A 23411-nucleotide genomic window follows, 5' to 3' on the forward strand; every position below is an offset into this window, starting at 1 on the left:
CTAAGCAGAACGACGCGCCTGAGCCCATATCTGCCGACCTCTCGGCTTACACAGTCAATCCATGGCAACACGGACGAGACTAGCTATTGCACTGGTTATCCGCGTGGTACACCTTTACTAGCAAATTGAATTTTAACGCCTATCGCATTAGAAATCAATCTAAGCCGGAGGCGGCCAGGGATGTAGCCGGCCGTGTCGACGATGTAAGTCGGGGTATTTTCCCGACTTACATCGTGGGACGACCTCGGAGACACGCGGTCTTCGTGGCTTTGAGGCGAGCCGGAAGCCCGCTTCTCAGGCTGGAGGCGTTCCCCACAGCAGGCGGAATCCCTGGCAGCCGCAGCGCGACCAGTCAGATCTAATCCTAGTCCTTAACTTCCTTAACCGTGTCGATCACAGTACCGTCGCGGTATTCGATCAGGGCAACGGTACGGTCGGTGAATTCCAATGGCTTTGGCGTACCAACGCGCTTTTCGGCCATCTTCTGGAGGTCTTCGATCTTGTAGACTGGCAGACCAGGAATGCTGCTCAAAACGGCGATCAAGTCGATCCGCTTAGGGTTGATTGCAATCCCAAATTCAGTGACCAAGACATCAACGGAGTCCCCAGGAGTAACAACGGTCGTCACGTCTGGCACAACGGTTGCGATTCGGCCCCGAACTAATGGCGCGGAGATGATGGTCAATTTACCAGTAGCGGCATCTTGGTGACCCCCAATGGCCCCACGGATGACACCATCGGAACCGGTCATGACGTTGACGTTAAACTTGGTGTCGATTTCCAGGGCACTCAAGATAACAACGTCCAACTGGTCGACCATGGCACCCTTGTTGTCGGGATCGGCATACCAGGACGCATCGATTTCTTGTTGGTTACCGTTGGTGTGCATAGAATCTGCGGCACCCTTGTCGAAGTCTTGGACGTCCATCACCTTCTTGACCAGACCTTCATTTAACAGGTCGGTCGTCGGCTTAGTGATCCCACCTAAGGCAAATGACGCCTTGATCTGGTTGTCGATCATGGATTGACGCAGGTAACGGGTAACGGCCAATGCAGCACCACCGGAACCAGTTTGGAATGAGAAGCCATCCTTGAAGTATGGGGAGTGGGTGATGACATCGTTAACCATGGACGCAATCTTCAATTCCTTAGGGTCCTTGGTGAAACGAGTAGCACCGGAACCGATCTTGTCGGGGTCCCCAACCTTGTCGACCTTGACCACGTAGTCAACTTGCGTTTGCTTGATAGAAGCTGGCGTGTTCGGGTAGTCGACGATGTTATCGGTCAGTAAGACAACTTGGTCGGCGTATTGGGCGTCCATCAGGGCGTAACCCAATGAACCGAAGACCGCGTTACCTTCCATCCCGTTAGCGTTTCCTAAACGGTCAGCACTTGGTACACCCAAGAAGGCCACGTCGATCTTGATGTCGCCGTGTTCGATGGCCCGGGCCCGGTTTCCGTGTGACCGGAAGATAACGGGGTTCTTTAAGCCACCATGTGAAACGAAGTCTCCGAGAGAACCACGCATCCCAGAACTGGTGATGTTGGTGATGGTCCCAGCCTTGATGGCTTCGATGACCATGTCGTTCATGACACCAGTCAATGAGGATGGGGCTAACGTCAAGTTCTTAATGCCGGCGTCGATGATGACCCGCATCACTTGATTGAAGACAAAGTCCCCATTACGGAAGTGGTGGTGAAAGGAAATGGTCATACCGTCTTTAACGGTGTCAGCAACGACTTGCTTGATGGAGTCGACGATCTTGTCGTCCCCCGTCGAGACGTGGACCTTAGGCGCAACCCGTTGAATTTCGGGATGGCCGATTTCGGTCGTTTCAAATGGCTTGTAGTCAAGCTCTTTCATTAAATCATCTGGTAACTCGCGATTTACTTTACTTTTCAAGGTAATTACCCTCCTCATCAACTAAGTTGGACGCTTTAGCTAACTTCATGACCCGTTGTGCCCGCAGAACAACTGGGCGATCGACCATTTGGCCGTTCATGGAGATTACACCGGAACCCTTTAATTTGGCTTCCTGAATAGCGTTGATCACGTTACGGGCGTTCTTGATTTCGGCTTCCGTTGGTTCGTAGATCTTGTTGACCATTGGAATCTGGCGTGGGTTAACTAAGGACTTGCCATCAAAACCGAGTTGGTGAATGTATTCTGTTTCGCGGTAGAAGCCTTCCGTGTCATCCATGTTGGTGAAGACCGTATCGAAGGCAGCCACACCAGCGGCCCGCGCGGCATGGAGGACCATGTTACGGGCAAATTCAAGTTCACGGCCATCGGGGTAACGGTGGGTCTTCATGTCCGTCGTGTAATCTTCGGCGGATAAGGCGATCCCGATCATCCGGTCGGAAGCAGCGGCAATGTTAGCTGCCTGCAAGACACCTCTGGCACTTTCGATGGCGGCCATCAGGTGCGTTGACCCGGCTTCACGGCCGAATTCTTTTTCGGCAGCGGCGATGTCGGCATCCAACTTTTGTACCATTTCAGCGGATTCGGCTTTTGGCAAACGAATAACATCGATGCCGGCCTTAACCATGGCCTTCACGTCGTTATCGTAAAATGGCGTGTCCTGACCGTTGACCCGGACGACCATTTCAGCGTCGCCGTAGTCTTGCGTCTGTAAGGCTTCGTAGACCAATAAACGAGCGGCATCCTTTTCAGGCAAGGAAACTGAATCTTCCAAGTCAAACATGATGGAGTCGGCACCGTAAATACCGGCGTCCTTGACCATTGCCGGGTTGTTCCCAGGAACGAACATCATTGTCCGGCGTAAACGTTCTTCATTCTCAGCCATTAGAGCACCTCCCATGCTGGTTTGTCGGTCGTTTCAGCAGCGCGTTGAACAGCGGCGATGGTCCGTGCCTTGATGACACAGTCCAAGGCACCCTTGTCGACGGCCTTGACCTTAGCAGCAGTTACGCCCATGTCGTTTAACGTGGTCGTGATGACCGCCTCGATTTGATCGCCAAAAACCTTTTTAACGTCTGATTGCAAGTCGATAGCGATACCGCTGTCGGCCTGAGAAATCATTAACTGAATGTCGGAGGATTCCAATGTTCCGGCAATCGCAGTCTTTTTAATTTCCATTAATGTTCATTCCTTCCTGAATTCTAGCCTGTAACTGAGTTAAGTTTTCCTGCATAAATTGATAGGTGGTCGCGGGGACCCAGTCGCGAACTGTGGCTAACTCATCAGCCGCAAGTGCGCGGCGGACCTGGGTAGCGGTGATAACGTTGTCGCCACTGGTCTGCCGGTCGATGACTTTAACAGCCACAGCCGGTGGGAGCTCCGTTTGTAAGACTTGATTGTAGATGCCCGTGGTCCGGGAGAACGGCTCGCTCCCCAAGTAACGCGTGGCGATGTGCAGCGCCGAAGCAATCTGGTCTCTGAACAACCGGGCGTCTAACGTGGTCTGGTAACGAATCGCATCGTCTTGCGTAGGCAAGAAGTACGCGGGGAACGTCACGTAGCTGACCATGTACTGGTCACCACTGACGACGACCACGTTGGTGAGGTCCGCGGTGCCGGCCTTGACTAACGCCAAGCGCTCGGCCGTGGTGAACAGCGACACATCGTCGTTGACCACGAAGACGTAGACCAGATCATTTTCACGGGCGGCCTGTTCGACCAGGTAGCGATGACCAAGCGTAAATGGATTGGCGTTCATCACGATGGCGCCGACCTTGCTGGCTGGCGTCAGGTGCCGGTCGGCCGCAGCCTGAGCGACGCGGCGAACGTAATCATCGACGCCGGTGTCCCCCGTTTCCAGGATGACGCCTAGGTCAGTGCGCGCCAGTTCGTGGAAACCCACGTGTTGAAAGCTGGTCGCGTACTTGACCTTGGTGAATACGAAGAGGTGAAAGATTCCGCGCTGCGCCAACAGGTTCATCAGCGCCGACACGATTGAATTGAAGTGACTGCCCTGCGTGGAAAACTTGTTGCACACGCCGACGTACTTCAGGACGTTTCCGGCCACGGACCCGGTCGCAATCAAGCTCCCACGTTCGTTGTAGATTCCCAAGGTGGTGTCGATCTGTTGGAGCTCGTTGGCTTGAAAATTAGAAATACCTAGCGACTCGAGAAATTCCTGCCACTCCTTGAAGACGGCTGGATCGTTTAGGTTCAACGTTTGGACTGCCTGTTCGATGGGCAATCACCCCTCTTCCTCTTTTTTCTTTTTAAATTGCTGTGATATTGATTAAACTTTACCGCACTGCGGCGGCCAGGATTCCGTCTGCTGTGGGGACCGCCTGCAGCCTATGGAGCGGGCTTCCGGCTCGCCTTTAATCCGCGAGAAGCATGCGGCTCAAAGGTCGTCCTATGCCGTAAGTCGGGAAACAACCCCGACTAACGCCATCGACACAGCTGACTACATCCTGGCCGCCTCCGGCTAAAGATTGCGCTGGAGGGCGACGGTGATTGCAGAGCAGTGGTGGCTATCTTTTGCAACATAGTCGCTCCACGCTACAATCGTTGAAACATACTCATCGTGATATGTCGATTCACACCGACTACTCACAACGCCCGTCACATCAGACACAACGAGAAGAGTCACATTCGTTATGTCAACACCAATCACAACAGTAGTCGAAGGCTGGCGGGGACGGAAATTAGAGGTTCTGTAGCACCATGATAATAGGCACAACGACGATGAAGAGAACGGACGTAGAAACCACGATGTTCGTCGCAAACTTCACATCGCTATGGTACGTGTTAGCCAAGATTGGCAGCACGGCCAAGGATGGCGTTGCAGCTTGGATGATCAACGTTTGTTGGAACACGCTGCCCATGTGGACACCGACGTGCATCCCAGCAAAGATGATGATGGCCATGATGATTGGAGAAACCACGAAACGACCAAGTAAGGTGCAGATGACGTTACCGTCAAAGCGCATGTTGAGAATCCCAAAGCGCTTCAGCATAATCCCAATGTAGATCAATGATAGCGGCGTTACCAGCGCACCAATGTCGGTCAAGGCCGTGGTAGCGAAGGTCAATTTCATCAGGCCGTTTTCCCAACCTGGAATGTAAATGAATGGCAAAGAGATAATGAAACCCCAGAGTGGCGTTGGAATCAAGTGATGCCAGTCAAAGCTGGCCTTGTTGCCACCGTCGCGGTCAATTGTCGGGTCATCCCCAGCAATTACCCAAACACCCAACGTCCAAATAATAACCGTGTTGACGATGTAATACGTCAGCAGGTAAGGAACGGAGATTTGGCCAAACAAGGCAACGTTCAAAGGCATCCCAATGAACACGGTGTTGGCCCCGTTGATCGCCGTCATCATTAACCCACGACGACCGCGAGGAACTTTAACGACCCGCACGAAGGCCCAGGCAACCAGGTAACCGACCAGAATGGAAATGATCGTGTAGATGACCCCAGTTGACAACGTTGCTAATTTCGTAGGGTTGAAGAACTTCATCATTGCCATAAAGATTGAAGCTGGCAGTGAAATCTTCATAATTAATTTTGACAGTGAGCCGGAGAATTTTTCATCGAACCAACCCTTTTGTTGGCCGTAGTAACCCACAGCAATCATGAGGACGATTGCCAGGACACTCTGAATTGACGTCAAGAAAACATTCATAAGACTAAAACTTCCTTTATCAACAAATTATTTTGCGGCAGCCATGATGGCTTTTGTAACAGTTGCGACAACACCCTCATCGAAGACGCCCGGCACAATTCGGTCGGCCGTTGGTTGATCAACGAGACTGGCAAGGGCTTTAGCAGCGGTGGCTTCGATGTCGAGGTCCACGCGTTTCAAGCCGCTTCTGAGCAATCCCTTGAACAATCCAGGGAAGACCAAGATGTTGTTGACTTGGTTGGCATATTGGCTAGAACCCGTGGCAATGACCTTAGCACCGGCTTCGGCAGCGACTTGCGGATTGATTTCCGGCTTCGGGTTAGCCAAGGCAAAGATGATTGGGTCAGCGGCCATGCGCTTCACTTGGTCAGCGGAGAGCACGTCAGCGTCGGACAAGCCGATGAAGACATCCTGACCATCAATGACATCATCTAAGGTGTCACCAGTCACGTTTAAGCCAATTTCCTTAGCCAAACCGGTTTGGTAGGCATTGTAGTTAGCTGAATCGGGCTTAACGACCCCGTCGATATCGACCAAGGTGATGTGCTTGATGCCAACACCGTTGAGCAATTTCGCAGTAGCCACGCCAGAAGCACCGACACCGTTCATCACGATCTTCAAGTCTTGTAATGGCTTGTTAACGACCTTGGCAGCGTTGATCAACCCGGCGAGAACGACGATGGCCGTCCCCTCTTGGTCGTCATGGTAGACCGGAATGTCTAACTGGGCGGCCAGCTTTTCTTCAATTTCAAAGCAACGGGGTGCGGCGATGTCTTCCAAGTGAATCCCAGCAAATGAGAGGGAGATGTTCTTGATGGATTTGACGAAGTCGTCCACTGGAACTTGGTTTACGGCGAGTGGTAACGCGTTGACTCCAGCTAAGTCCTTATATAGAAGTGCTTTGCCTTCAACAACGGGTAACCCACCAGCGGGGCCAATGTTGCCTAAGCCCAAGACGGCTGACCCATCGGTGACGACAGCGACTAACTTACCGCTCATCGTCAACTTGTCCTTTAATTCGGGATCATGTTCAATGGCCTTAGAGATTTGAGCAACCCCCGGCGTATAGGCCTTCCCCAGATCGGACTTGTTCTTAACGTCCATTTCGGCGCCAATCTCAAGCACCCCCGTATTTTCCTCATGGAGCTCAACAATTTCATCCTTGTCCATTAAGTTCATTCCTTTCCGTTTCTAATATCTAAATTCAACTTGCTAAATAGTTCGTGTAACTTTTAACAAGTCCTATCTTACTCGCAGATTTTAAATTTTGCAAATTTTTATTTTATTTTTTGATATATTTAAAAAGAACTGTTTTAAATGTTAAAATAGTATCAACCCATTTTAAATGTAATTGCCTATTTTACAGATTATTTCTATATTAGCCACCTTTTCACCGGCTTTGACGTCAATCAGCCGGCCAGCCCATAAGCTGTCCAGCTAAATTATGCTTGTCTGCCTGATTCGCGGCGCCCGAAACACCCGCTTTAGTTCCTTTACCTCCCCAACCAGGGCATTTGAGCCGGTAGAACTCACACGCCAGGTTAATTGCTAAAATGGTATACTTGATTTTGATATGACATTGCCAATTGGCAACCTCGTGTTACTTTCGCCTTACCGGCCGGCAGATATGGGCTGGAACGGTGCGGGCACAACTTTAAGCCTCGAAAAAACCGAGTCTTAAAGGTTGGCCTTCTACTAAGCCAGCGGGAAAACCACCCACTGACTAAGCAGAACGACGCGCCTGAGCCCATATTTGCCGACCTCTCGGCTGACGCTAGTGCGCCATGGCAGCACAGATAATGATTGGCAGAATTTTTATCAGCCAGTTGCAGGTAAAGATTGCTATGATTTACACCTTATGTCATAACAGACACTAATCAGAGCCGGAGGCGGTCAGGGATGTAGCCAGCCGTGGTAATCGCGGGAGCTGCAAGCTCCCACGATGGGCGACTTTGAAGACATGTGATCTTCATGGCTTCAAAGCGAGCGAGAAGACTGGTGGTTTTCCAGGCTGAAGCGTTCCCCACAGCAGGCGGAATCCCTGACCACCGCAGCGCGGACCAGCTCACAAATTTTTACAACTAAACTTTTAATTCAAAACCTAAACCCAGCGGAGGACTGCAGTATGGAAAAGAACTTGACCCACGAGGAACTGCTCGTTTTGATTGCCCAGGATTACTACTATGGTAGCCTGCCCATCTCGGATATTGCGAAAAAATACAATCTGAGCCGCTACCTCATCACCAAGGACCTCGATGAGGCGCTCAAAGCCGGCATTGTTTCCATTCAGATCAATGCACCCGTTGCGCGAAATTTCCAATTAGAAACGGAATTTAAAAAAGCATTCGACATCCCGCACGTTGCCATTCTGCGTGGCGACGGCAATTCCGATACGAACGCGGGCAACATCGTCGTTTACGCTGCAGAACGCATCGAACAGCTGATCACCGAGAGTCACGTGGTCGGCCTCGCTTGGGGCAGCACGGTCCACACCATCATCGATCATTTCAAATCAGAGCTCCAAGAGGACCTGACCTTCACGCAGTTCGTCGGTGAGAATATGAAATACAACTCACGCGCTGGCTCCACCCGAATGGTTGAACACGCCGCCTCACGCTTTGAGGCCGACTACGTGACACTACCGGCACCCCTATACGTGACCAACCAAACGGTCCACGATTTACTGCCACAAGAGCCCGCCCTGCAACGGACCATGGCAATTGCCTCGCGAATGGACATGCTATTCTGCGGTATCGGAACAATTGCCTCGATTGACTCGATTCCCGTCTGGAAGGCGGCCAAGGCGCAGATTTTCCCTGGCGTCGACACTAGCCAGATTGCTGGGATGCTGTTTGGCCGGCCCTACGACATTCAGGGAAACTTCCTGACTCCGGAGAAGGACACCGTCGTCGGCATCTCGCTCGACGAAGTATTGGCAACGCCCCGCCGCTTTGCCGTCATCAAGAGCAAGTTTAAGACTTACGCCGCACTCGGCGCCTTGCGAGGAAAATTGTTGACGGACCTCGTCATCGATGAAGGCATCGCCCAACGCATTTTGACAGCTGCTAAAGAAGTTTAAACACATACGAAAAGGCATCAGCTGACTTCCCCTTAGTTTGGGAAACTCATCTGATGCCTTTTTAAATCCACTTAAATCGTCTGTAAAAAGTCCAATAAAATTTGGTTAAATGCCGCTGGTTGTTCCGCCATGACCACGTGACCAGCATGTGGCACTACCTTTGCCGTGCCGTTGTGGGCCATCCCCGCGCTGACTGCCGCGAAGTCACTGTTAAAGTACGGCGATTCTTGACCGGCCACGATGAGGAATGGCGCATGCAAATGTAGCAAGACATCACGCCAATCCTGAGCAGCGTGGTCGATCAATAACGGCACATTCAACGCCGCATCGTACGGGTGCGCCGCGTTAGCTGCCTTGACTTGCGCGTAAACGGCATCGTCGATGGGCCCCGCGGTGGATTTCCCCAGTGGCGCCGTCAGCAGGTCCGGGAAGGTCGCCCACGTCAGGTCCTTAAACCCATATGACCAGCCGTCCTCCGCTACCATCTTCGGACTCTGATCAACGTCGATGACGGCCTTGACCCGTTGCTCGCCAAATAGGGAAAGATAGGCGAAGAAGGTGGCGGCGCCCAGTGAATTACCCAATAGAATGACCTGGCTCAAGTCGAGCTGATCCATTAACTCCGCCACATCCATGGCGTGCCGCGTGATTCGCCGACCGTAAATCGTGTGTGCGGAAGCCCCCTGGTTACGGGCGTCAATGTTGATGACCCGGTAGCCAGCCGCAACTAGGCAGGATACCTGGGCCGCCCAGATGACGCGACTGCCGCCGATCCCAGTCAGAATGACAATGGGCGTGCCCGTCCCCTCATCGTCATAGCTTATGGTCACACCATCATTTGTTTTAAACTCCATCCGTCGACTCCCCTTTTTCAAATTGTCACTTAGTTTACGGCTAACTGACGTGGGGGTCAACCCGATGGTGCCTGACAGGAGTGAGTTTAGGTAAAACTATTCAATGTTCGCTAATTGCTACTACTGCTACTTTGACCCGGCGTTCCACTTGGCTTACCAGATGGGCGGCCACTCATACCAGCCGGTCCCTTTTTCATCTGCGTGGTCTGGGCCGACTTGGCTTGCTGTTGACCGAGCATGTAGCCCGTTCCGCCACCCCCGGCAAATAGAATAACGCCTGCGGCTAAAACACCTAGCCACTTTTTAGATCCTTGCTTTACTGATTTCATCGTTTAGTCATCCTCTCCATTAATGAATGGCTCATTAATCTGTTAACCAGTATACGAAAGTTTTCTTAACCCCGGCTAAAATCGTTCAATTGACCCCTTGCATTCCGTTAGTCACTTCGTTAATATAAGAACTATCGAACGGATTCATTTTATAATGTTCGTAATAAGAGGAGAGATTAAAGCCATGCGAAATGTCTATTTTAACCACGACGGTAGCGTCGACGATTTAGTTTCCTTACTGTTATTACTACAAATGCCAGATGTCACCCTGACCGGGGTCGGCGTGGTCGGCGCCGATTCCTACCTGGAACCTGCTCTAGCCGCGAGCCGTAAGATTATCGACCGGTTCGGTCACGGCGTGCAATTGAACGTTGCGGCGTCTAATTCCCGTGGGGTCCATCCGTTCCCTAAGGAGTGGCGGTTAGATGCCTTTAGTCTTGACGCCCTTCCCATTTTAAATGAGGCTGGCACCGTCAACACGCCGGTCGCTTCCAAGCCCGCCCATCTTGACCTGATCGACAAGGTTCAAGAAACTGCGGGCAAGACGACACTGGTCATGACGGGGCCTTTGACGGACTTGGCCCGGGCACTGGAAGTCGACCCAACCATCACGAAAAAAATCGACAAGCTCTATTGGATGGGTGGCACCTTCGACGGTCGCGGCAACGTCGCCGAACCCGAACAGGACGGCACGACCGAATGGAATGCCTTCTGGGATCCCCAAGCCGTTAAGACGGTCTGGGACAGCGACATTGCCATTCAAATGGTGGGCTTGGAAAGTACCCGCCAAGTGCCATTGACGCCCGCAATTCGTCAACATTGGGCCTTACAGCGGCAACATCCAGCCATTGACTTCATTGGCCAAGGCTATGCGTTAGTCCCTGCTCTCCAACATTTCGAAACCAACTCGACCTACTTCCTGTGGGACGTTCTGGCAACCGTCGCCAGCGACTCCCCAGAGGTCGTCACGACCAAAGAAGTCACCAGTGACGTCTTAACCACTGGTCCCGGTCGCGGCCGAACTTTTGAAATTCCCGATGGTCGCCCCGTAACGCTGGTCACCACGGTTGACCATGATGCCTTCTTCAAACGAATCGATGAACTCGCTATTTTAGCGGATAACTAAATGACATAGAAAAGGAGTGGCTAACCGCCACTCCTTTTCTTCACCCTAAACTCCAAAATAGAACTCTGGCGCATCAACTTGATTTAGTCGCCCTTGTATCGTTATGATAGTCTTATTCACACACCACAATATCTATCAACCAAGGAGGTCTCATCTGTGGCACCTATCGCCTTTGCCCTCATTATCGGAATTATTATATCCTTTCAAACCGCTATCAACTCACGGCTACGGGGCTTCATCGGGTCCCCGTACCAGGCATCATTTGTTTCATTTACCGTGGGTACCCTCTTTTTAGCGGCTATTCTCTTGCTCAGCCGCCAGCCGCTGGGCGTTTCTCAGCATCTACTTGCCACCCAGCCGTGGTGGATCTGGATCGGTGGTCTGCTGGGTGTCATCTTTTTGACCACCAACATTCTCCTCTTTCCCCACATCGGCGCAATTCAGACGGCCATTATGCCGATCCTGGGCCAGGTCATCATGGGCCTAATTATTGACAATTTCGGCTGGTTTCACTCACCACAACAGGCATTGACGCCCATTCGACTGCTAGGCCTATTGATTGCCCTGATTGGGATCACTGTGACCGTTGCTCTCCCCGAAATTATTCAACGCCGCGCGGCACCCACTAGCAATCCCACACTTACTCATGGTAATCCCTGGCCCTGGCGGTTACTGGGGGTCATCACAGGTGCACTTGGTGCGATTCAAACAACGATTAACGGTCGTCTGGGACTCGCGTTAAATTCCGCGGTCCACGCCGCCTTCATTTCATTTTTAGTCGGTACACTTTGCCTATTCGTGATTGTCATCCTCGTCCATCGAAGCTTCAGTGCCATTCGTCTCGCTACCGGCCACGGCAAACCCTGGTGGATTTGGATCGGTGGTGCCTTAGGTGGTATTTTTGTTCTGGGAACCGCCTATCTCGCCCCAATTCTAGGAACCGGTCAAACCGTGGTCTTTGCGCTGCTAGGTCAAATTGCTGGGGGCCTGTTGGTCGATCAATTTGGCCTGCTGGGAGCTAACCGTAAACCGGTTGTCGCCGTACAGTTTTTAGGACTATTCTTATTGGTTGGTGGCGTTGTTCTGATTCGTTTGTTCTGATTGAATTATGCTCAGGTAAGTAAATCGGGCTTACCGTTCAAATGTGTCGTGATTGAAAAGTAGCTGTCTCGCTTCTATACTGAGCTAAATCTCGAATGACGAAAAGAAGCGCTGACTATGATTATCCCACTACCTAAACCCATCAATCTACGGATCATTCAACTGCTTAGTGGCATCCTATTAGTGATTGCTTGGCTGAAACAAACCCGATTACTGACTGAAAATTTCAGTTATACTAAAGATTCGGTCCTTATCATCTTCACAATCTTATTTGCTATGATTTTAGGAATTTCGACGATTATTGACCACCTTTTCCCTCAGTTAAGGGACCGTCTTCCCCAAGACCTGTTTAGCTTCTTTTCCATCCTTACGATGATCCTGATTGCTTATCCACAGCTGTTCACACCCAAAATTCTAATCACCCATCAAGTGTATGTTGGTCTTATTTTTATTGGACTGGCTTTACTAACTGCTTACGTTCCTAAAAACCCTATTGTTGGTGTTCGACTCAGCTCAATCATTCAATTGAACCGGAAAAGTCAAAAAAGGGTCAACCTGTTGGCCGCTAGACTCACACTCATTGTTGGCATCGGTTGCCTGTTGACTACCCCTTTCGGTAGCACCGTGTTTGGACTCACCTTAATTTTGACCACCTTCACCACATTTATTTGGGTCCTTATCTTCGCTTCTAAGTTAGCTAGATAAGGCTTCACAACTATGTAAAAAAGGCAACCCGCAAACCAACTTCCCTCGGTTCGCGGATTGCCTTTCATTTTGTCTAAACTTAAAGTTCCTTCCAGTCCTGCCACAACGCCTCGACCGCTGCCAATGACTTGGTATCGCCGGTCGCCTTCTCGCGCGCGAGTTCGGCCTGTAGTTGTTCCTTACTGAGTTCGAGGTCAAACGGCAAGTCGTGGTCGGTCACCGACTGCTGGAGAAATAAATGGATCGCCGTGGTCAGACTCATCCCGTACTGTTGGTAAACCGCGGTCACATCCCGTTTGAGGTCCGCGTCAATGGTAATGTCTAGGTGCTCCGATTGATTAGCTGAATCATTCGCATTTTTCATGATTAGTCTCCTTCATCAAACCCTATCCTTCACCTGCAACCCAACCATAGCATGGCCTCATAGGGCAAGACAACCCTTATCGTTTTAGGCATTCTGGCAATTAAGATGTTGAATCTTTTCCCGTCCAAATGGCAACCAGGGGTAAAATTCGGAGGCTTGTTTGATTGCGGTATACCAAGTGGCAACCCAGTGTTGTCTTCGCCTTACCGACCGCCAGATATGGGCTGGAACGGTGCGGACGCAACTTGAAGCCTCGAAAGATCCGAGTCTACAAGGTTGGTCTTCTGCTAAGCCAGTGAGAAAACCACCCACTAACTAAGCAGAACGACGCGCCTGAGCCCATATCTGGCGACCTCTCGGCTTACACTGGCATCTCTTGGCGACTAGGAAGATGTGCGTAAAACTCGTTATCAGTCGGGCCAGAAAATTTAAGGGGGGCACGCGGTCTTTAACGACTGTTATAATCGAACACAATCAGAAGCCGGAGGAGGCCAGGAATGCAGTCGCCCATGGTGTAGGCTGGCGTCTTTGCTAGCCTACACCATGGGCGACTTTGAAGACTCGTGTACTTCGAGGCTTCAAATCGAGCGAGAAGACTGGTGTTTTTCCCAGGCTGAAGCGTCCCCACAGCAGGCGAAATCCATGGGAGCCGCAGTGCTGAAATTCATAGCAAACCCCGTCAGCTACCAAAAAACGACATCGCTCTCCCTCACCTCAATTGGCAAAGAAAAACAATGTCGTTACTAATCGTACAATTGATTATTCAGCGTCGTACAGCGCCGCAACTTGTTCTTGAACCTCTTTGTGGCCCAAGAATTCGTCATAAGTCGTGTCAGCTCGATCGACGATGCCCTTAGGCGTCACTTCGATGATCCGGTTGGCAATCGTTTGAATGAATTCGTGGTCATGTGAGGTGAAGAGAATGCTACCGCTAAACCCGACAAGACTGTCGTTCAACGCCGTGATAGATTCCAAGTCCAAGTGATTGGTTGGGTCATCGAGTAACAGCACGTTGGCCTTACTCAACATCATCTTGGAAAGCATCGCGCGGACCTTTTCGCCCCCGGACATCACGTCGACTTCACGGTTCACGTCGTCACCAGAGAAGAGCATCTTCCCTAAGAAGCCTCGCAGGAAGGTGTTGTCGCTTTCTTCCTTGGATGCAAATTGACGTAACCAGTCGATCACCGTCATCTGGTTTTCGGCAAAGTAGTCGTTGACGTTCTTTGGCAGGTAGGTCGTGCTGGTCGTTTGCCCCCAGACCACGTTCCCACTATCTGGTTCGAGTTCACCGGAAATGACCCGCATCAAAGTCGTGGTCGTCACGTCATTGCGGCTGATAAAGGCAACCTTTTCGCCTGGCCGTAACGTCATGCTGACGTCGTCTAAAATCGTCACGCCATCGATGGCCTTGGAGACGTGCTCCAGGCGCACCAAGTCGTTCCCCAATTCGCGTTCTGGATTGAACTTGATGAAGGGGTACTTCCGGGAAGATGGCTTGATGTCGTCCAACGTGATTTTTTCTAGTTGCTTCTTCCGCGACGTGGCCTGCTTGGACTTCGACGCGTTGGCACTGAATCGCGCCACGAATTCTTGGAGTTGCTTGATCTGGTCGGCCTTCTTGGCATTGGCGTTAGCCTTCAATTGGGCAGCCAATTCGCTAGATTCCATCCAGAAGTCATAGTTCCCAACGAACAGCGTAATCTTACCAAAGTCGACATCACACATGTGCGTGCAGACCTGGTTCAAGAAATGCCGGTCATGGGAAACCACGATGACGGTGTTTTCGTAGTCGGCCAAAAAGTTTTCCAGCCAGCTAATGGATTGGACGTCCAACCCGTTGGTCGGTTCGTCCAAGAGCAGGACATCGGGGTGACCAAACAAGGCTTGGCCCAACAGTACCTTCACCTTTTGTGGTTCGGTCAATTCACTCATGGGTACTTGATGGAGTGATTCGTCGATGCCTAAGGCTTGTAACATTTGGCTCGCTTCGGCTTCGGCTTCCCAACCGCCCATTTCACCAAATTCGCCTTCCAGTTCAGCGGCCCGAATCCCATCTGCGTCGCTAAAGTCGGCCTTCATGTAAATGGCGTTCTTTTCGGTCATGATATCGTATAACTTCTTGTGTCCCTGGATGACCGTATCCATGACCAAGTTGTCTTCAAAGGCAAAGTGATCTTGATTCAAGCTGGACATCCGCTCGTTAGGACCCATGGAGACGTTCCCAGATGTTGGCTTTAATTTGCCTTCAATGATCTTAAGGAACGTTGACTTCCCAGCGCCGTTAGCGCCAATGACCCCGTAGCAGTTTCCTGGGGTGAACTTGAGATTAACTTCGTCGTAGAGCTTCCGGTCGGAGAACTGCATACTGACATTATTGACGGTTAACATGAACGATACCCTCCTGTTTTTCGCGTAAAAAACCAACGTGTCAAGTCACGGCAACGTTGGTTTCTACTTATATTCGTTAGTTGACATGTTAGGGTAGTGTACCATAAAAAAACAGAACAAGCAACGTTTACGCTACGACCAGGTCTGTTGGGCCGCATAACGTTCGCGATACGTCTTCGGTGTCATCTGAAAATGCTGCTTAAAGGTCACAAAGAAGTTTTTTTCCGTACGAAACCCGGTCCGCAGCGCAATCTTCTGGATAGAATCCTGCGACGTCATCAACAGCTGGGTCGCCCGTTCGAGCCGGATCTGCCCCAAATAAGCCTTGGGCGAGACCCCCATGTATTCCTTGAAGTAGCGGGAAAAGTACACGCTAGAATAGTTCAATTCGGCAGCCATATCCGCAATGGAGACCGGCTGACTGTAGTTTTCCTGAATCATCGTGACGGCCTGGCGCAGTGAATGTGGCAATGGCAACTGGTCGCTAGTGACGCGGCCATTGACGGTCAAATGTTTCAGGAGTTGGCCGACCAACTGATACTCGGCCCCCAGGCTTGCCAGATAGTCCGCCTGTTCAGTGGGTTCGGTAACGGCGTTGGTCGCCAAGGTCCGGACAAACTCGCCCAACTCGTGATAAGGCTCAGCGCGCAGGTCCAAGTCTAATGGCCCCCAGACAGGCAGTTGCTCGCTGGCCACCACGTTGCGGACCCAGGCCGCCGGCAGAAGTAACGTCACCACTTGATTCTCTTCATCCAAAAAGGTCTCGTAGCTATGGACCACTTCCGAGTTGACCACGTACAGATGCTGCTCGGCCATTTCATAGGTCGAGCCCCCAATGTGGACAGTACCCGGGCGGCCCTTAAAGGCGTACGCCAGCTCGACGGCTTGATGCCAATGTGGCAAGACCATCTTCGGTCCCACCGTGCCGTGCGAGATCACACGTAATGGTAGTTCCGTCATAAAATTCAATCGTTCATGATACGGCCGTGGCATATCAGTTCCCCCTCGTAAATTTGTCTACGCTAAACGGTTGTTAACGCATACATTTTCTTACTATGATAAATGGATTAAATTTTGCCGCACTGCGGCTGGCAGGGATTCCGCCTGCTGTGGGGACGCTTCAGCCTGGAAGATCACCAGTCTTCTCGCTCGCTACTATTTCCAAGGCTAGCTACATCCCTGCCATTCTCCGGCTCAGATAGCGTCCTTTATACGGCAATTGCTTAACCCATCAATGTGTTAATCCTATGAGTACGAATTATCCAAGTATAACGGACAATTCCAATCTACCCTTTGATAACGGCTCACAATCTGGTCGAAAAATAGTTAAAAAAAGTAACTCGCTTACCAAAATCACCCACATATACATTTAAAGCTCCCGTGCCGCCGATTCAGCCACCATTTTCCTAGTCATCTGGCTACGTCACAACCAAACAAAATAGTGTCCCTGAGTCCCGTCACTGAGCACGTCTTCCCCATAACCAACGCCCGTCAGATAGCGTTTTCAAGTAACTCCCCACTTTCCGACTAACCACTTACAAAAAATCAGCTAGACCAATTCATTTACTTATTTGTTAATAGCATACCACGTCTGGCCCCAACATGGTTAAATTTAGTAATCCAATCATTAGATTAAGGGATTATTGAATTACGTCATCCCCGATATAATGTACTTGTAACATCCGGATGGGTGCGAAAGGATTCAACCCTTAACGCGTTACTCATCAATCCACTATTGACCGTCCTCGTTGGCATACCGCAACTTGGGGAAGTTATCGGTGTGTCCAACAACCTTAGGCTGGCGGGGCCGTAACCCGCCACCTAACTTGATTTATTTGACCCGCAACGGTTTAGCCGATTGGGGGATCGACTGAATGACCGATCACTTCCAACTAATCTGATTGCCGCCGTGCCTGGGTTCCTGTCTTCTTTGGGGGAAGAAGGTCAGCTTGAATCCGTACCCGGTTATCACTGCATCACATGGCCATCGAGGGCTTTTGGGGGGAGCAGCTAGACTTCGTGTCTGGCTGTTTTTTGTTTGCTAGGCGACCTAATTATCCATTTACTTTTCCAGACGCCGGTCGTATGCTCGGGGTATTCCATTTCAAAGGGGTCTGATTGTATGAATGAGTCGCAGTCAAAAATCTCCGCTAATCTTTCGCCGGTCGACGTCGGCTACATTGATTTGCTCGTCAAACAAGGCGCGTTTACCTCCCGCACGGACTTCCTGCACGAAGCCATTCGCAGAGAGCTCGAGGAAAATCAAGCCGTCATTCAGGACACCATGCAACCAGCGGCCCACAGTAATTCGCTTGAAACGCTGATTGGGAGCTACGCCTTCACGGATGCCGATATTCTTAAACGACTGAAGGACGGCGAACGCAGTCGACTACTCGTTGTGGGCAAGCTCAACCTTCTCGGCGTGAAAAACACGGCTAGTTTATTCGCCACGCTTAAGGCAATCACCGTTTTCGGGAAGCTTGAAGCCAGTCCCGATGTTGTTGCACATTATAAGTGAAAGTAAACGTACAAAAGGACCCGTGACAACAACCGCCACAGGCCCTTTTCTTTACACACATTTTCAAATTTTCTATTCTACTGATTGTTTTTGCATCGTATCCGGTCGTTTCAACATAAACGCCATCAGGTAGGACACGATGAGGAACACAGCCACGACCATGTAAGGGTAGTGCGTATTCCAGTCCAACAGCATCCCGGACATGATGGGCCCGATGATGTTCCCGACACTGGTCAATGACATGTTCAACCCGTTGATCAGGCCTTGGTTGGCCTCACTAGCCTTCGTCAGCAACGTTGTAATTGCTGGCCGCAAGAGGTCAAACGCGGAGAAGATAACCAACGTGGCAATCATGACTTCTAGCTTGGTGTGCGCCTGCGTAATCCAAATCGTACAGATGGCGGCCAGGAAGAAACAGATGCGAATGACGCGTCGTTCCCCGAACTTGCTGACTAAGGTGTCGAACATGGCGACCTGCAGGAACAGCGAAATCAATCCGTTTAAGGTCAGCACCAAGGCAATGTTACTTAGACTAAAGTGGAAGACCTCGTTGACGTAGATACTGTAGATACTTTCGAACCCTTGCAGGCCAAATGAGGAGACCAGAATCATGGTAAACAGAATGATAATCGGCACCGTCCAGAATGCCCGCGTCATTGGATGCGCGGCTGGCTTGGCGTCTTCGGCCGATTCACCCTCCACAATGCGGTTCTCTTCGGCATCATTTGGCAAGAGCACGATGAGGACCACGGCACTGATCAAGCCCAGTGCCCCAGCAACCCAGAACGGCGTCTTGTAGCTGATACCGGCTAAGATACCCCCGATACCAGGGCCTAAGATTAAGCCCCCACTAAATGCGGCGGACAACCAGCCGATGACTCTGGCTCGTTGCCGCTTAGTGGTAATGTCGGAGGCCAAGGCCATGGCGGTTGGCACGACCATGGCGGCGGACAGCCCACCGATCAACCGGGAAATGTCGAAGACCCACAGGTAGTTGGTCAGCGCGAAGAGGACTTCGGAGACCATGTACAGGATCAACCCAGCGGTCAGAACCGGCTTCCGGCCAATCTTATCGGACAGTCGCCCGATGAGGGGTGACGCCACGAATTGAGCGAAGGCAAACAGGGCGTTCATAATCCCCATATCGGTCGCTGACAGATGCAGCTCGGTTTTCAAGAATGGCATGACGGGAATGATCAAACTAATTCCCAAACACACTAAAAATTCACTAAAGATTAAGATAAAAATGGCCCGTTTCGTTTTTTTCGTCACGATGGCTCACCCCTTCTCATAGATTTTTAACAGCAATGTTACCATTCTAACAATATTTAATGGTATTTGTCTAATTCTATGCTCAATAATTTATAGGAGTTCTAAAATGTCCGCGTTGTGGAGAACATAAAATGAATAAAAAAATGGACGACAAATAGAGATGGTTCATCAGCCCAATTGTCCCTTTCCTTACTTGTCGTTCATTAAATTCCAGTCAGTCAGGTTACATTCCACGCAGTTCCTTTGCCCACTGCCGATAATCATCCGCATAAAAGCTATCCCGGGCATAAACTAAATCCAAGTCGTGGCGGAGGTGACCTGCTGGCAAGTGGAGGACCTTCAGCGTGCCCGCCGCCAATTCATCGGCGACCACCGACCGGTAGAGGAAGCTGACCCCCACGCCGCGCAGTAAGAGTTGGCGAATGGCCGCCGGATTGTTGACCGTCAGGAGTTGTGGAAACTCCGCTAACGTCACGTTGGCCGCCTGGGCTAGGTTCACCAGAATTTCACGGCTGCCCGACCCCTCTTCCCTGACAATCAGCGGCAACGTCGTGAGGTCCGCCCAATCCACCGTCTCCTGTTGCGCCAACGGTTGGTCGGCAGCGACCACCGCCACAAATGGCTCCTGCCGCACAATTTCATAGTCGTAGCGCGATTTATCGAAATTGCCCTCGATCAACGCAAAGTCGCTGGTGCCTTCGTCGATGGCCGTCAACGCCGCCTGGGTATTGGTCACCTGGCACCTGATTTGCCGATAGGTCGCCTGTAACCGCTGAATCAATTGGGGCGCTAAAAATTCGCTCAGCGACAGGGTCGTGCTAAACGTGACCTGCTGCGGTGCTTGCGGATGGCGGAGCTCCCCCACCAGCTTATCCGACTGGACCTGAATCCGCTGAATAAACGCCGCCAGCTCCACACCGGCCGGAGTAATCGCCAGTTGTGGCCGCTGGTAACGGACTAATTGCACGCCCAGTTCGGCCTCTAACCCTTTGATCTGCTGTGAAACGGCGGGTTGCGTGATGAATAATTGTTGCGCCGTTTGCGTGTAGGACTTGGTCTGCGAAAGGACATAAAACGTGTGGTAACGGGCATCTAACATCTGTATGGTCTCCTTAATAAGAAAAATTTATGACGTTATTAAATATACCAATTTTAACTTATAATCCATTTCAGGTAAACTAAGGCTATTGATTTTTGGTGCCGCACTGCATAACGACACCTTTTACTTTGAGGAGGAGATTGATTTGGATATTCGGACAACGGTGGTCACTCGGAGTTTCTGGGGCGCAGCCGTCCTGACCTTGATTTGTGCGGTCGCCGGGAGCGAACTAGCTCAACTGCCTTATTTAAACTTGGTGGGTGCCTTAGTCATCGCCTTACTACTCGGCATGGCATTTCAGTTGGCGCCGCGGGCAATCAACGCCAACCGCGCAGGTATTGGTTTTATTAGTAATAAATTTTTGCGATTAGGGATTATTCTTTTAGGATTCAAGTTAAACCTGATTCAATTGGCCCAAGCTGGGGTCAAAACGATTACCCTAGCCGCCGTCGTGGTTACCGGGATGATTCTTCTGACCTACAACCTGAGCCGTAAATTAGGGGTCGAACGTGATCTCGCCATCTTGACGGCTACCGGGACCAGCATCTGTGGTGCCGCTGCCGTGATGGGCGTCTCACCACAGATCAAGGTCAGCCCGGAAAAGGCCGAACGTCAACGGGAAAATGAAGTATTGGCCGTTGCCATCGTTGCCATCTTAGGGACGGTCTTCACCCTGATTGAAATTGGCCTGAAACCCCTCTTGCATTTAACGGCAGTCCAGTTCGGTGTCATGACCGGGGGCTCACTCCACGAAATCGCGCACGCCGTTGCGGCTGGTAGCGCGGGTGGTCCGGTCAGTTTGGACACGGCCATCATCACCAAGCTCTCCCGGGTCCTCTTGTTAGCCCCCGCCGCGTTGATCATCGGCTGGTGGTACCAACGCCAGACGACCACGGCTTCTGCATCAGAAGGTCGCGCGAAGTTGCCGATTCCTTGGTTCATGGCCGGCTTCCTGTTGACCAGCGTGATTGGCACTTGGCTGCCACTTGGAACCGCCGCATTGGCTGGATTGGTCAAATTGGCCTACATCTTCCTCGGTATGGCCATGGCCGCCTTAGGCATGAGCGTCAACTTCCGCGTCATTTTTCAGCGGGGTGGCAATGCCTTTCTCGCCGCAACCCTGTCTTCCGTGGTCCTGATGACCGGGGTGACGATTGCTAGTAAATTATTCTTCTAAACCTATAGAAAAGGTCTGTGACGAGTTGTCACAGACCTTTTTGCTTACCCTAATTGCAGTAAATGTTGAATCGTCCCATTGTCCCAGATGATGTATAACCCAATCAAAATATAAACGGCGACGGTAATGTAACGTCCCTGCTTTTCCAAGACATCCGCCACCTTTGGCAAGCACGCGAGGCGATAGCCCAATTCCCAGAAAATCACGACCATCACAGCAAACGTCAGTAAGATCAACGGGATGCTGCTGGGGGCAACCGTGGTAAACAGGGGCACGTAAATGCCGACGTTATCCGCCCCACACGTGGCCATCGTGATCAAAGCAACGCTGATGATGAGGCTCTTGGGATCGCTCACCTTGCCGGCAATGGCGTCCTGGTCGTCATCGTCACCCTGAACCCATAATTTAATCCCTAAATAAATCGGAATCAGGCCTAGCAGCCCCAACAACCACGGCGCGGGCACGAAACCCAAGAAGAACGCGATTGCGAGCGAACTGCCGACCAACACGATAGTTCCTAAAAAGTCCCCGATTAGGACCACCCAGCGGTCTTGGTGCTTTACGCGACCGAAGATTACCATTAAAATAACTAGGTAGTCGAGGCCAGTTGAAATGTAGGCCGTGACTCCCGTTAAAATCGTCTTTAACATGCGCCCACCTCCCTATGTATGTTATCCATAACATATGTTAACATGTTCATATGAAAGGAGCAACCCCCAAATGGCGGATTCACCAGATTTAGTCAAACTCATTCAAAAACCGGCGCTAGACGCCTCCCAAGACATCTTTAAGTTGCTCAGCAACACCACCCGCTTACAGATTCTCTACCTGCTGGAACAACGTGAACTCAACGTTAGTGAGCTCAGCGACCTATTACAGGTGGAACAGTCGGTCGTTTCACACCAGTTGGCCCTCCTGAAAAAGGAACAGCTGGTCACGGCCAATCGCGTGGGCAAACAGAGCATTTATCAGCTGGACGATCCGCATATCTTGGACATCGTCAACGAAACACTGGCTCACGTGGACCATGTGCTGCGTGGCAAAACGCACGGTCATTAAAAGACGGCTCGGAAGTTATTCCGGGGCCGCCTTTTTTGGTTGCTGTAAATTTAAGTACTGAAATCTAACTTAGCCGTTTTTTCTCTCGCCCTTAAAATAGTGGTTCGCATATTTTTTGGCAAGGTGCTTACTGTGATAACCGTGCGCGTAAGTCCATAAGCCAGCACCACCAGCCATCTGTAAAATACTGTGTTGACTGCCACCAATCTTATGAGTAACTTGCCGATAATCATCACCGGCGCCTGCACTTTGATACCACCCCATGACGTTGACCCAATGTTCATGATTTACCGTCATCATTCCAGCTGTTACCCAAGATGGATGCTTAACCTTGGCGCTTTGCTTTGGATAGGCCGTCACCTTCCGCGAATGCAGTCGATTGGTAAAGTCGCTTCCTGTAATCTTCTTAGAGGTAATTTTAATGCGATACATTTTGTGGTACTGATAACTGTACCAGGTTCCCCGAATACTTTTAGGAAATGTTTTCATCGTGTATTTAGCTTTGGCATACGCCGTTTGGTTTGATGAAGTTGAAGCCATTCCTAAGCCTAAAACTAGTGACAGAACCAAAAGTAGTAACATCCCACTACGTCTCAATTTCATAGTTCTCCTCCTGAAAAAAAATTATATTTTAATCACACAATATATTATGTATCAATTATTTCTCATATTCAATATTTCACCCTGAATCAATCTCGATTTATATAAAAGTTGTATGGCGTTCTGTCTTGAC

Annotated in this window: 22 protein-coding genes; 7 read left to right on the forward strand and 15 right to left on the reverse strand. The window is 50.8% G+C overall.

The features are described from left to right. Positions 1-364: 364 nt before the first annotated feature. From citF to JUF10_RS11885, 6 genes are all read right to left on the reverse strand, one after another. The gene (gene citF, locus JUF10_RS11860) at positions 365-1903 is read right to left on the reverse strand and encodes a citrate lyase subunit alpha (protein ID WP_203642615.1); all 1539 of its coding nucleotides are present in this window, start codon (positions 1901-1903) and stop codon (positions 365-367) included. Continuing rightward, positions 1893-2807 (reverse strand): citrate (pro-3S)-lyase subunit beta, encoded by a 915-nt coding sequence (gene citE / locus JUF10_RS11865; protein WP_203642623.1) that lies wholly within the window; start codon positions 2805-2807, stop codon positions 1893-1895. Before citE ends, citF begins: the two co-directional genes overlap by 11 nt. After that, positions 2807-3100 (reverse strand): citrate lyase acyl carrier protein, encoded by a 294-nt coding sequence (citD, locus tag JUF10_RS11870; RefSeq protein WP_203642625.1) that lies wholly within the window; start codon positions 3098-3100, stop codon positions 2807-2809. The genes citE and citD overlap by 1 nt, the downstream gene beginning before the upstream one ends. After that, complete coding sequence (citC, locus tag JUF10_RS11875; protein ID WP_203642681.1) at positions 3090-4160, reverse strand: [citrate (pro-3S)-lyase] ligase; 1071 nt, start codon at positions 4158-4160, stop codon at positions 3090-3092. The genes citD and citC overlap by 11 nt, the downstream gene beginning before the upstream one ends. Before the next feature lie 463 nt (positions 4161-4623). After that, complete coding sequence (locus JUF10_RS11880) at positions 4624-5604, reverse strand: AEC family transporter (protein WP_203642627.1); 981 nt, start codon at positions 5602-5604, stop codon at positions 4624-4626. A 27-nt stretch (positions 5605-5631) separates the two neighbouring features. Further along, positions 5632-6774 carry an NAD(P)-dependent malic enzyme gene (locus JUF10_RS11885; RefSeq protein WP_203642629.1) on the reverse strand — a complete coding sequence of 381 codons (1143 nt, stop codon included), beginning with the start codon at positions 6772-6774 and terminating at the stop codon, positions 5632-5634. A gap of 955 nt (positions 6775-7729) precedes the next feature. On the opposite strand from JUF10_RS11885, the gene JUF10_RS11890 reads away from it, so the two are divergent. Beyond that, positions 7730-8683 (forward strand): sugar-binding transcriptional regulator, encoded by a 954-nt coding sequence (locus JUF10_RS11890; RefSeq protein WP_203642632.1) that lies wholly within the window; start codon positions 7730-7732, stop codon positions 8681-8683. A gap of 71 nt (positions 8684-8754) precedes the next feature. Here the strand turns inward: JUF10_RS11890 and JUF10_RS11895 are convergent, their stop codons facing one another. After that, complete coding sequence (locus JUF10_RS11895; RefSeq protein WP_203642634.1) at positions 8755-9537, reverse strand: alpha/beta fold hydrolase; 783 nt, start codon at positions 9535-9537, stop codon at positions 8755-8757. Between the two features lie 110 nt (positions 9538-9647). Beyond that, positions 9648-9866: a hypothetical protein gene (locus JUF10_RS11900; protein ID WP_203642636.1), complete on the reverse strand. Its 219-nt coding sequence runs from the start codon at positions 9864-9866 to the stop codon at positions 9648-9650. Between the two features lie 184 nt (positions 9867-10050). On the opposite strand from JUF10_RS11900, the gene JUF10_RS11905 reads away from it, so the two are divergent. The 3 genes from JUF10_RS11905 (at position 10051) to JUF10_RS11915 (ending at position 12798) form a co-directional block, all read left to right on the forward strand. Next, positions 10051-10992: a nucleoside hydrolase gene (locus tag JUF10_RS11905; RefSeq protein ID WP_203642638.1), complete on the forward strand. Its 942-nt coding sequence runs from the start codon at positions 10051-10053 to the stop codon at positions 10990-10992. Between the two features lie 156 nt (positions 10993-11148). Next, complete coding sequence (locus tag JUF10_RS11910) at positions 11149-12093, forward strand: DMT family transporter (RefSeq protein ID WP_203642640.1); 945 nt, start codon at positions 11149-11151, stop codon at positions 12091-12093. 117 nt (positions 12094-12210) lie between these two features. Then, on the forward strand, positions 12211-12798 hold the full coding sequence (locus JUF10_RS11915; protein WP_203642642.1) for a hypothetical protein: 588 nt from the start codon (positions 12211-12213) through the stop codon (positions 12796-12798). Between the two features lie 79 nt (positions 12799-12877). On the opposite strand, the gene JUF10_RS11920 is transcribed toward JUF10_RS11915, so the two are convergent. The 3 genes from JUF10_RS11920 to JUF10_RS11930 all read right to left on the reverse strand — a co-directional run bounded on the left by JUF10_RS11920 (position 12878) and on the right by JUF10_RS11930 (position 16546). Beyond that, complete coding sequence (locus JUF10_RS11920; RefSeq protein WP_203642644.1) at positions 12878-13162, reverse strand: type II toxin-antitoxin system RelB/DinJ family antitoxin; 285 nt, start codon at positions 13160-13162, stop codon at positions 12878-12880. A 759-nt stretch (positions 13163-13921) separates the two neighbouring features. Then, positions 13922-15553 (reverse strand): ABC-F family ATP-binding cassette domain-containing protein, encoded by a 1632-nt coding sequence (locus JUF10_RS11925; RefSeq protein ID WP_203642652.1) that lies wholly within the window; start codon positions 15551-15553, stop codon positions 13922-13924. Between the two features lie 132 nt (positions 15554-15685). After that, on the reverse strand, positions 15686-16546 hold the full coding sequence (locus JUF10_RS11930) for an AraC family transcriptional regulator (RefSeq protein ID WP_203642653.1): 861 nt from the start codon (positions 16544-16546) through the stop codon (positions 15686-15688). A 1129-nt stretch (positions 16547-17675) separates the two neighbouring features. Here JUF10_RS11930 and JUF10_RS11935 point away from each other — a divergent pair. Next, complete coding sequence (locus JUF10_RS11935; RefSeq protein WP_203642654.1) at positions 17676-18071, forward strand: ribbon-helix-helix domain-containing protein; 396 nt, start codon at positions 17676-17678, stop codon at positions 18069-18071. A gap of 72 nt (positions 18072-18143) precedes the next feature. Here JUF10_RS11935 and JUF10_RS11940 read toward each other — a convergent pair whose 3' ends face one another. Beyond that, positions 18144-19343 carry an MFS transporter gene (locus JUF10_RS11940; protein ID WP_203642655.1) on the reverse strand — a complete coding sequence of 400 codons (1200 nt, stop codon included), beginning with the start codon at positions 19341-19343 and terminating at the stop codon, positions 18144-18146. Between the two features lie 223 nt (positions 19344-19566). Further along, positions 19567-20442, reverse strand: a complete 876-nt coding sequence (locus JUF10_RS11945) for a LysR family transcriptional regulator (RefSeq protein WP_203642656.1) — start codon at positions 20440-20442, stop codon at positions 19567-19569. Positions 20443-20587: 145 nt separating this feature from the next. Between JUF10_RS11945 and JUF10_RS11950 the strand changes: the two genes are divergently transcribed. Further along, positions 20588-21619, forward strand: coding sequence for a YeiH family protein (locus JUF10_RS11950; protein WP_203642657.1), 1032 nt, complete (start codon positions 20588-20590; stop codon positions 21617-21619). Between the two features lie 44 nt (positions 21620-21663). Here the strand turns inward: JUF10_RS11950 and JUF10_RS11955 are convergent, their stop codons facing one another. Then, positions 21664-22269: a CadD family cadmium resistance transporter gene (locus JUF10_RS11955; protein WP_203642665.1), complete on the reverse strand. Its 606-nt coding sequence runs from the start codon at positions 22267-22269 to the stop codon at positions 21664-21666. Positions 22270-22339: 70 nt separating this feature from the next. On the opposite strand from JUF10_RS11955, the gene JUF10_RS11960 reads away from it, so the two are divergent. Further along, a complete protein-coding gene (locus JUF10_RS11960) occupies positions 22340-22678 on the forward strand; it encodes an ArsR/SmtB family transcription factor (protein WP_203642667.1) in 339 nt (112 codons plus the stop codon). Between the two features lie 69 nt (positions 22679-22747). On the opposite strand, the gene JUF10_RS11965 is transcribed toward JUF10_RS11960, so the two are convergent. Then, positions 22748-23281, reverse strand: a complete 534-nt coding sequence (locus JUF10_RS11965; protein ID WP_203642669.1) for a hypothetical protein — start codon at positions 23279-23281, stop codon at positions 22748-22750. Between the last annotated feature and the right edge of the window lie 130 nt (positions 23282-23411).

This window comes from Levilactobacillus andaensis, from assembly GCF_016861695.1.
In the GTDB taxonomy this organism is placed as follows: Bacteria; Bacillota; Bacilli; order Lactobacillales; family Lactobacillaceae; genus Levilactobacillus; species Levilactobacillus andaensis.

Coding starts and splice junctions, on each gene's coding strand:
- JUF10_RS11965 (WP_203642669.1), bottom strand. CDS start 23,281: ATGAAATTGAGACGTAGTGGGATGTTACTACTTTTGGTTCTGTCACTA.
- citD (WP_203642625.1), bottom strand. CDS start 3,100: ATGGAAATTAAAAAGACTGCGATTGCCGGAACATTGGAATCCTCCGAC.
- citE (WP_203642623.1), bottom strand. CDS start 2,807: ATGGCTGAGAATGAAGAACGTTTACGCCGGACAATGATGTTCGTTCCT.
- JUF10_RS11925 (WP_203642652.1), bottom strand. CDS start 15,553: ATGTTAACCGTCAATAATGTCAGTATGCAGTTCTCCGACCGGAAGCTC.
- JUF10_RS11945 (WP_203642656.1), bottom strand. CDS start 20,442: ATGTTAGATGCCCGTTACCACACGTTTTATGTCCTTTCGCAGACCAAG.
- JUF10_RS11880 (WP_203642627.1), bottom strand. CDS start 5,604: ATGAATGTTTTCTTGACGTCAATTCAGAGTGTCCTGGCAATCGTCCTC.
- JUF10_RS11955 (WP_203642665.1), bottom strand. CDS start 22,269: ATGTTAAAGACGATTTTAACGGGAGTCACGGCCTACATTTCAACTGGC.
- JUF10_RS11930 (WP_203642653.1), bottom strand. CDS start 16,546: ATGCCACGGCCGTATCATGAACGATTGAATTTTATGACGGAACTACCA.
- JUF10_RS11915 (WP_203642642.1), top strand. CDS start 12,211: ATGATTATCCCACTACCTAAACCCATCAATCTACGGATCATTCAACTG.
- JUF10_RS11960 (WP_203642667.1), top strand. CDS start 22,340: ATGGCGGATTCACCAGATTTAGTCAAACTCATTCAAAAACCGGCGCTA.
- JUF10_RS11935 (WP_203642654.1), top strand. CDS start 17,676: ATGAATGAGTCGCAGTCAAAAATCTCCGCTAATCTTTCGCCGGTCGAC.
- JUF10_RS11905 (WP_203642638.1), top strand. CDS start 10,051: ATGCGAAATGTCTATTTTAACCACGACGGTAGCGTCGACGATTTAGTT.
- JUF10_RS11890 (WP_203642632.1), top strand. CDS start 7,730: ATGGAAAAGAACTTGACCCACGAGGAACTGCTCGTTTTGATTGCCCAG.
- JUF10_RS11920 (WP_203642644.1), bottom strand. CDS start 13,162: ATGAAAAATGCGAATGATTCAGCTAATCAATCGGAGCACCTAGACATT.
- JUF10_RS11900 (WP_203642636.1), bottom strand. CDS start 9,866: ATGAAATCAGTAAAGCAAGGATCTAAAAAGTGGCTAGGTGTTTTAGCC.
- JUF10_RS11895 (WP_203642634.1), bottom strand. CDS start 9,537: ATGGAGTTTAAAACAAATGATGGTGTGACCATAAGCTATGACGATGAG.
- JUF10_RS11885 (WP_203642629.1), bottom strand. CDS start 6,774: ATGGACAAGGATGAAATTGTTGAGCTCCATGAGGAAAATACGGGGGTG.